At 47.7% G+C, this 9047-nt stretch carries 7 protein-coding genes; 3 read left to right on the top strand and 4 right to left on the bottom strand.

The window, feature by feature from the left end; all coding sequences use genetic code 11:
* Nucleotides 1-1262: M28 family peptidase (locus WCO51_05970; protein MEI6512805.1), on the bottom strand; the 1262-nt coding region annotated here is incomplete at its 3' end.
* A 261-nt stretch (nucleotides 1263-1523) separates the two neighbouring features.
* On the bottom strand, nucleotides 1524-2792 hold the full coding sequence (locus tag WCO51_05965) for a vWA domain-containing protein (GenBank protein ID MEI6512804.1): 1269 nt from the start codon (nucleotides 2790-2792) through the stop codon (nucleotides 1524-1526).
* A 348-nt stretch (nucleotides 2793-3140) separates the two neighbouring features.
* Between WCO51_05965 and WCO51_05960 the strand changes: the two genes are divergently transcribed.
* The 3 genes from WCO51_05960 to recN are packed head-to-tail and all read left to right on the top strand — an operon-like array spanning nucleotide 3141 to nucleotide 7131.
* Nucleotides 3141-4589 (top strand): tetratricopeptide repeat protein, encoded by a 1449-nt coding sequence (locus WCO51_05960; GenBank protein MEI6512803.1) that lies wholly within the window; start codon nucleotides 3141-3143, stop codon nucleotides 4587-4589.
* Nucleotides 4586-5446, top strand: coding sequence for an NAD(+)/NADH kinase (locus WCO51_05955; GenBank protein MEI6512802.1), 861 nt, complete (start codon nucleotides 4586-4588; stop codon nucleotides 5444-5446). Before WCO51_05960 ends, WCO51_05955 begins: the two co-directional genes overlap by 4 nt.
* A gap of 20 nt (nucleotides 5447-5466) precedes the next feature.
* Nucleotides 5467-7131, top strand: a complete 1665-nt coding sequence (gene recN, locus WCO51_05950; GenBank protein MEI6512801.1) for a DNA repair protein RecN — start codon at nucleotides 5467-5469, stop codon at nucleotides 7129-7131.
* A 427-nt stretch (nucleotides 7132-7558) separates the two neighbouring features.
* Here recN and tpiA read toward each other — a convergent pair whose 3' ends face one another.
* Entirely contained in the window at nucleotides 7559-8353 is a 795-nt protein-coding gene (gene tpiA, locus WCO51_05945) for a triose-phosphate isomerase (protein MEI6512800.1), read from the bottom strand.
* Between the two features lies 1 nt (nucleotide 8354).
* Complete coding sequence (locus tag WCO51_05940) at nucleotides 8355-8798, bottom strand: OsmC family protein (GenBank protein ID MEI6512799.1); 444 nt, start codon at nucleotides 8796-8798, stop codon at nucleotides 8355-8357.
* Nucleotides 8799-9047: the final 249 nt, after the last annotated feature.

Here is a 9047-nt window from a genome sequence, read left to right as displayed (position 1 = left end):
TCTCTGACTTTGAAGTAGTCTGAGATATTCTTCAGCTTCTCTTCGGGGACAGTGCGCTCGAAGGGGTAAATAATCGAATCGGTGACATAGCGCCGCATCCATTGTTCTATGAAAACACCTGAGGCGGCTAAACCTTCGGCTTTGACACATTCGAAACGATCAGTTGTGGTATGTCCGCAGCATCCTTCACCTCCGCCACGGCTCCATGTGACTGATGGAATCCCTATACCGCTAAAAGGCAGGCCATCCGAGCTATAAATGCCGTCAACAGCAGGGGTTTCTGCGTCCAGTTCGGCGGAAAGCAAACGAATTGACGCAAACATATCCTGAGGTCCAATCACCCATCCCGAACTTGAACCGGGCATCGCGCCCTGGATGTCGATGTTGAGGGCTAAGACGTGCTTATCGAGTTCGGGACGGTCGCCTTTTAGAAGTTCGCGAACGTAAAAACTGCTTCCTCTCAAGCCCTGCTCCTCACCGCTGATGGCGATGAACCTAAGCGTTCGTTTTGAGCCGTGATGCTTGAAGATGCGAGCTAGCTCCATCACAATAGAGGCTCCGGCGGCATTATCGATGGCGCCGGGCCCGCATAGAACGGTATCGAAATGGCCGCAGATAGTGATGATTTCATCAGGATGCTCCGACCCTTCGATTTCGCAGATGACATTATAGGCAGTGGCGGTTTTACAACTTGAACGAAGCGAAAGATGAGCGGTTGTTCCGTTGAGTTCGCGAAGTTTTTGGCCTTCGTGATAGTCAATTTGAGCTAATGTCAAACTGCCAAAAAGCCTACGTCGCTCAGGGAAGATATCTATGGAGCGTGGAGGGTTATTGGGGTCGGCGTTCATCATAATGAGCGCGGCCGGTCGGCAAGCGATTATTGTTTGATATTGCTCGCCTCTACTGCTTTCAAGTTCCCCCTCCATTAATAGAATTTTGCCATGCCCAGTAGTCTCTAAATCAGCCAGGTTATTACCTTCTATATAATAAATCGGACCTGACACCCCATCAGGGCAATCGTCTGAGCCTAAGATGGGAAGACATGGCACCTCACCCAAACCATCGACAGAAAGTTTCATATCCCAAACTTCGTCCAATTCCAGCGGGAACGGCTGGAATTGAGCGTTGGTATAACCAAACTCCTGAAAACACTTCAAAATATAATCAGCAGCCCGCTTTTCGCTCTCCAACCCGGCAAATCGCGAGCCGATTTCCTTTACCATAACCCTTACGTGTTCGAGCGCTTTTTCTCCATTAAACATACTATTTCTCACCTCAAATTGCAGCTTGCGCAATCATACCACACAACAATAAAATGCGACGAAAAAAAGCCTACCGAGTTATCTCGGTTGGCTTTTTAAGTTCACTTAAGAACATGCCCAACTTTGCGTTTACATTAACGGACTTGCATTAAAGATAAAATGTTACGATTGCCGCCTTCGAACACCGAACCCGACAAGATCGATGAAGAATATACAATGAACACATTGGTCAGGCTATGGACGGCGTGTTACAATCCCTAATTACTTGAGCAGTTTTGGGCGTCCTATCTCGATTGTGCCTACCCCGATTAGCAGTCTTTTCAGGTCATCCGCACTCGACGCTCGCAGCGCTGCCCCTCCGTTGCGGATCAATCCTTCATTGAAATCAAAATTTGCGCCGTTTGTGCCCTCTAACGTGACGGTGTGAATTCGTATACCTGCTGTTTTGGCTCTGTCAGCCGCGGCGATGGCGGCCAGTTTGAAAGCCGTAGTGCTGGACGTGCCACCGACGCTATGCGGCATACCGTCACTAACCAATACTATAACCTTGCTAGCGTTAGAGCCGGGCTGAGATATCATTTGATCAATAGCATAGTTTAAGCCAGCAGATGTATCAGTATCCCCCCATGCATTTCCATTCACTGTTAGTTTGCTGTTATTGTCGAGACCTAGAGGTAATACAGAATGATTGCTAGGGATGAAAGCAGTCAGACCACCAGCCATAGATCTGTACTGCCCGTTCGGGTCAGAGGCTCCTTGCTCATTCGACTTAAAAGGGACACCGTTCTTATCCGTAACATATTTAATACCTTTATTCATCACTGGATAAGTTCTGTATAAGTTGGAAGGTAAATACGAATCCGGAAGCTTTGCATTGAAAGTCACTATTCCTGCGGCGTCACCATCAAGTGATACACTATTTACCAGCTTCAGTAACTCCCCGTCCGCTTCAACTGCCTTTGACCAAGCGCCTTGGAATGATGATGATCCGTCCTGAACGATCATAAATTTCAAAGGTGCTCTTTGTTGCTCACGAACTTGAAGACCGGCAATAGCGCTACGAGTAACGTCTATAGAGTCTTTGCCCCATATCTTAGCGAAGAACGTAGATATGGGACCATTCGCAGAACCTTGAGTGCGACGGACTGTCACTTGGATTGCATACTCACCGCTCGTCTCAACCAAAGGTATGACTTTGCCAGAGGTTGCATCCCAGCTGCCAACTATGACATCTACTTTAGGCAATGTCTGTGAAACCCCTAAAACTTTATTGGCTGCGGCAATGCTTATTGCTTCATTTTTGGCTGCATCAAGATCGAGTCCTTCGCGAAGTTTTCCCGCACCAGCTAATGCAGCGGCATCTGCAATATTCTGTAGCTGCCCAGCAGCAACATACGCGACCCCTAAATCAATAACAAGCGCGCAGACCCCCAGCAAGACAAAGAGAACTAAGGTGAAAAGAATGAGCATCGCACCACGACGATTTCGGATTCTTACACGCGAATAGGGTGACAATCTTGTGTTTCTCATAATTCCTCACTCGCTTTCCCTAAAGAAATTAAAATACGTACAGGTTGGTTGTTTTTTAGTATTCAACTTTTATACTATACGCTAGAAACACGTATTTTGATGAGGTTATTGGACATTTTTATAAAAAACTGGTAATTATCTTATCACTTTTCACTTTCCAACCCCGTAAATCGCGAGCCGATTACATTTGCCATTATTGCCCCTATTTAGCTAGAGGCTAGGAGTTTTTGTCTAATAAAAATTATCCAATTATTGTGCAGGAAAAGTGGGTTTAGACATCGAACTTCACTTTAAGGCTAAGAGAAGTCCTATCTACGGGTAAAATAGAATTTGAAAAGGAGGCAGACAATGTTTCATCGACTATTAGTAGCCATCGTAATTAGCGTTATATTTATTAGCGCAGCATTTGGACAAAATCAAAGAATAAATGAAGCGGTGCAGTTATATCAACAGGGACATCTCGAAGATGCGGCCAAAATCCTGTCGGAACTGCGCGCTGAAAAGCCAAAAGATGCAGTTATTGCCAGATGGTTGGGATTTATTTATTTGAAACAAAATAAAGTGACAGAAGCGCTGCCTTTGCTACAGCAGGCAGTAGCTGCGCTTGATAATGATCCCGAAACCCACAATAACCTGGGTACTGCCTATCTCTACTCTGATCAATTGGTAGAAGCTTTGGAACAATATAATGCCGCCATCAAACTTAAACCCGACTCGCCGGATGTTTACTACAACATCGCCAACGTTTACGTCAAACAAAAAAAGTATGACGATGCGGTTGCTGCGTATAAGAATGCTCTGAAGTATAAACCAAACGATCCGTTTACAGAAAACAATCTTGGTTTTGCGCTTCAGAGTTCCGGTAAACCAACTGAAGCCCTGACTCACTATGAAGCCGCAACTCGCCTTAAACCCGATAATGTTCTTTTTTGGCAGAATTATGGCTCTGCCCTATTGCGGCTTAAAAAGTGGCAGCCGGCAGCCTTTGCTCTTCAAAAGGCAGTTAATCTCGATCCCGCAAGCGCATCGACTTGGCTCTCACTAAGCGAAGCTTATTCAAACTGCGACCAAAAAGCTCAGGCAATCGTTGCTCTCAAGAAAGTAATCGAAAAACAGCCCGACAATGCCGTCGCCTTCTATAATCTCGGCGTCCTTCAAATGAGCCTAAGAGAGTTTAAGAATGCGGCTACCGCGTTTGAGAAAGCAGCCGAATTGAAGCCCGATGATGTAGATACACATGTGAATTTGGGAGTTCTACAGACTCGTCAAGGGCAATATGCCGCCGCTGAAACTCACTTTACGAAGGCATTAGAGCTTAACCCTAAATCAGTTGACATCCGAATTAACCTCGCCGCCGCGGTTGCAAAGCAAAAGAAAATGGCTCGCGCAGCGGAATTGTGGAAAGAAGTCATCTTGATGGCTCCTGCACGCGGAGATGTGCGGCTGGCCTATGCCAACTATCTCTTCAGCCAAAAAGACTTTAAAGGCGCTTTGCCACATTATATGTCAGCGTCAACCACACTGCAAACTGCTGAAGCCTATAACAACCTTGGTTTGGACTACTTCAAGCTGAAAGATTATGCCAACGCTGTAAAATCTTACAATCAGGCGATTAGCGTTAATGCTAATTATGCTCCCGCCTATAACAACCTTGGCGCTGCTTTTGAAAAACAGGGCAAACTCAATCTTGCTCTAGAACAATATCGCAAAGCGCTCCAGATCGATCCAAATAATAAAGACGCAAAACGCAATTTGAATAGATTCGCCAAACCACCGCCAAAGAAAGTAACCACATGACACGCGTCAGTATTCTTGTCAATGCGGTCAAGCCTGAAGCTCGGCCGCTTGCAGATAGGGCGGTAAAATGGCTGCGCCAATATGGGGCGGAAGTTAAGATTATTTCTTCGGATGCTCAAAAGCTCCCTGCCGATGATCTGGCCGATGAAGATTCGATACTCGGTCAAGCCGATTTGGTCCTGGCTTTAGGTGGCGACGGCACAATCCTTCGCGCTGTCCATCTGGCTTCAACAAATGAAACGCCCGTTTTAGGGATTAACCTCGGACGTTTTGGGTTCATGGCCTCCCTAAGCCCGCAAAATCTCGAAATGGGATTGGCGAGTTATTTCGATAAGGAATATATCCTCGAGCAGCGGATGATGATAGAATGCCAGACGCTTCGTAATGGCGAAATCATTGACAAAGCGATCGCACTTAATGAAATTGTACTTCATCGTGAAGCGGCTGGCGGAATGCTCACTCTCGGAGTATCGATCGATGACCATCAGTTCGTGTCATTTCCCGCTGATGGTGTGATTGTTGCGACCCCAACTGGCTCTACCGCTTATAACCTATCAGCCGGTGGGCCTATTCTTGAACCTACGATGCGGGCAATGATTGTTACGGCAGTTTCCCCGCATGCTCTAGGCGCACGCCCCTTAGTCCTCCGCCCAGAAGCAGAAATAAAATTAAAGGTCGAATCTGGTGGACAAGCCTCCCTCTTGGCCGATGGTCAAATTCACCTTAAATTCCAAACATTCGATGATGTCCGAGTGCGCAAATCTAACAAAAATGCCCACCTAATCACATTCACATCAACCGATTTCCTATCCAAACTAAGCAGCCGCCTCCTCTACGGTGTCCGAATAGAGGATTGAGCTAACTGCTAAATTTAAAAATGCTAATCGAACTTTCAGTTGAAGACTTTGCGGTGATTGAACGGATACGGTTGCCGTTTGAATCGCGATTTTGCGTCCTTACGGGGGAAACGGGGGCGGGGAAATCGCTGCTTATCGATGCCATCGGCCTTGTTTTAGGGGAACGATCGGATGTGAGCATCGTGCGTTCAGGAGCCGAACGCGCAGTTGTTAGCGCAGTATTCGATATCAGTGATACTACGACTTTAAAGCCCTTATTGGAAGAACTCGGCATCGAGATTGAAGATAATCTTCTACTAATCAATCGTGAAGTCTCAGCAGGCGGCCGCTCAATCTCACGAATTAACGGACGTCCCATCCCAGCGGTATCCTTAAAACGGATCGGTGATGCCCTGGTTGATCTTCACGGCCAACATGAACATCAATCGCTGCTTCACCCTGAACGGCACGTCGAATTTCTCGATGCCTGGCTCGGTAAGGATGCGCAAACGCATCGGGCGAGTATTGCTTCACAAGTCGAACAACTAAATGCAATGCAGCGCGAACTGGACCTTCTTGGAACCCAATCACGTGATCGAGAGCATCTCATCGAGCTATACAAATTTCAAGTTGAAGAGATACAAGGCGCTCGTCTAAGCCCTGATGAAGAGGAAGCGCTTGCCTTTGAACAGATTCGGCTTGCACATGCTGAAAAACTGTACGCATCAACCTCAAAAGGGCGTTCTATCCTAGGCGTTGCGGAACAAAGCGCAAGAGACCGCTTATCGGATGCCCTCGCAAATATCGAAGATGCTGCCGCAATCGACACCAGCCTTGCTCCGACACTCGAACTGATAAAAACAGCCCTCTATTCAGCCGAAGAAGCAGTCGCACAGCTTCGGCAATATACTGAAACCATCGAATTCAGCCCCGAACGTCTCGAAGAAATCAACGCCCGCCTGGATACTATCAAAAAGCTCATGCGTAAATACGGCAAGACGATCGAGGAAGTCATCGCTTTTGGGGTAGAGGTCGAGCAAAAACTTGTAAATCTCACCCATTTTGAAGAGCGTTCGGAAGAACTAAAAGCAACGATGACCGATACTCGCCAAAAGCTTAAAGACGATGCGGCTAAGCTAACAGCAATGCGTAAAAAAGGCGCTGAGGGCTTTGGGCTGCAAGTCGAAGGGCAAATACGTCAACTAGCGATGGAGCGAGCCGAATTTAGCGTTTCTATAACGCCAAAACCCATCGACACGACGGGTGGGGATAAAGTCGAATTCTTTATCGCCCCAAACCCTGGCGAACCCCCTCGGCCTTTAGCGAAGATTGCATCAGGCGGTGAGATTTCACGCGTCATGCTGGCTATCAAGTGCGTGATGGCAGGGAACGCTCAAATTCCAACCCTTATTTTCGATGAAGTCGATTCTGGATTGGGCGGACGGACCGCAGCCGTGGTTGGGCGAAAACTAGCCGAACTCTCCCAATATGCCCAAATCCTCTGCATTACCCATCTGCCGCAGATTGCCAGCCAAGGTGACGCGCACGTTCGATTAGAAAAGCTCATCCGCGATGGTCACACACAAGTTCATGCAACTCCGGTTGCCGGGGAGGAGCGAGTGGGTGAGATCGCCAGAATGATCGGCGGCGAAAAGCTCACCGACTCTGCCCTTGAGCACGCAAGGCAGATGTTGGGGACTACTTAAAAGATAACTCCAAGCCATCGAAATAAACAAACAGGGGGCCTGGCTTAGGGCGTTGTCTAAAAACTCAAATGTTACGTTGCCTGGCGAATAAATTCGCGGCTATTGATAGCAAAGTCCGCCTACGCGGACTATTCGGAAGAGTCCACGAAGGTGGACTTCGCCAATATCAGCTGCGGTTTCAACCGCCAAGCCTTCGAATTAAACAAACAGGGGGTCTGGCTAAGGGCGTTGTCTAAAAACTCAAATGTTACGTTGCCTGGCGAATAAATTCGCGGCTATTGATAGCAAAGTCCGCCTACGCGGACTATTCGGAAGAGTCCACGAAGGTGGACTTCGCCAATATCAGCTGCGGTTTCAACCGCCAAACCATCGAAATAAACAAACAGGGGGTCTGGCTTAGCCAGACCCCCTGTTGCATATGTGCTGATTAGATACTCGCAATAATTGCTTTGAACTCATCGGCATCTAGACTTGCTCCGCCTACAAGAGCACCGTCAATATCAGGCTCTTTGAGAAGCTGGGCGGCGTTGCTGCCCTTGACGCTGCCTCCATAAAGAACGCGGATTTTCTCAGCCGCTTCCTCGTTGAAGACTGCTTTGAGCTGTTGACGAACCAGCGCGCATACTCGCTGAGCTTCAGAAAGTTCGCAAACCTTGCCGGTTCCAATTGCCCACACCGGCTCGTAAGCAACGACCATATCAAACGCTTCAACCGCTTCAATTCCGGCTAATCCGTTGGATATCTGGTTGGCAATTACCGAATCGGTATTCCCTGCTTCTCGCTCAGCAAGCGTTTCGCCGCAGCAGAGAATTGGCTTTAGGTTGTGATAAAGCGCAGCTTTAACTTTTAAATTTATGGTCACATCGGTATCGGAGAAATAGCCCAGGTTATTATCAACCGTCTCATCAGACGTACCAAAACGACCGCGTGTTTCGGAGTGGCCGAGAATAACATAAGTGCATCCCGTGGAAACCAACATGGGGGGAGAAACCTGACCGGTAAAGGCTCCCGAATCCTTCCAAAACATGTTTTGGGCGCCAAGGGTGATGGTGGTGCTTTTTATTTCTTCATAAACAGCGCTCAGGCTCGTGAAGGGTGGGCATACGACCACTTCAACGTCAGGGCGCATTTTGACTCTTCGTATAATCGCATCCACTAAAGCGATGCCTTCGGGGATGGTTAAGTTCATTTTCCAGTTGCCGGCAATTAGGCGACGACGCATTTCAGACCTCCTCAATTTCGGGTTCAACAATAATTTCGACGTTGCCCCTCAAAGTGCGGGATATGATGCAAAGCTGTTCTGCCTTATGGGCGGTTTGCATTATCGTCTCCCGCTGTTCAGGTGTAGGCGAATTGGCTCGTATTTTCGGTCGAATTAGAATTTTGGTGAACTTCAAATCCGTTAGGGCGCCTTCGAGTGTGCCGCTTACCTGCACTGAAAGCGATTCCACAGGGAGCTTTCGGTTCGAAGCGACAAGCCCAAAGGTCATTACATAACAGGCTCCGACCGCAGTGGTCAAAAGCTCTTCGGGGTTGCTGCCTTCTCCAAGACCTCCGAGGGATTTGCCTATCGAAATGGGAACTTTTATCCCATTCTCAAGTACGATTTCACCCTTACCATCACGTCCGCCCGACCACGTTAATGTCACCGGATATTCATGTGCCATATTTTCGGCCTGCCTTCCACATTCTTTGGAGCCCAACGACGTTTACGCCTCAAAGATTACCCGCAACAAGCCCCTAAATTCCTGCTTGATAATGAGAAGGTTGGGGGTCATAGTGTCAATAGATCATCACAGAATATCAAGGCTGAAAAACTAACTGAAAAGTTCGTTCATGCTAGTAATACACCCCAAATCACACAATTATTGAAAAAAGTCCAAAAATCTGTCCGGTTTTGCCCTCGAAAAACGAAT

Source organism: bacterium, from assembly GCA_037131655.1.
Lineage (GTDB): Bacteria > Armatimonadota > Fimbriimonadia > Fimbriimonadales > JBAXQP01 > JBAXQP01.
The sequence above is the reverse complement of the archived record's forward strand: the minus strand, read 5'-3'. Positions and strand labels throughout refer to the sequence as shown.

Excerpts from the sequence above, each read along its gene's own strand:
- WCO51_05960 (MEI6512803.1), top strand. The coding sequence starts at position 3,141 with ATGTTTCATCGACTATTAGTAGCCATCGTAATTAGCGTTATATTTATT.
- WCO51_05955 (MEI6512802.1), top strand. The coding sequence starts at position 4,586 with ATGACACGCGTCAGTATTCTTGTCAATGCGGTCAAGCCTGAAGCTCGG.
- WCO51_05940 (MEI6512799.1), bottom strand. The coding sequence starts at position 8,798 with ATGGCACATGAATATCCGGTGACATTAACGTGGTCGGGCGGACGTGAT.
- WCO51_05965 (MEI6512804.1), bottom strand. The coding sequence starts at position 2,792 with ATGAGAAACACAAGATTGTCACCCTATTCGCGTGTAAGAATCCGAAAT.
- recN (MEI6512801.1), top strand. The coding sequence starts at position 5,467 with ATGCTAATCGAACTTTCAGTTGAAGACTTTGCGGTGATTGAACGGATA.
- tpiA (MEI6512800.1), bottom strand. The coding sequence starts at position 8,353 with ATGCGTCGTCGCCTAATTGCCGGCAACTGGAAAATGAACTTAACCATC.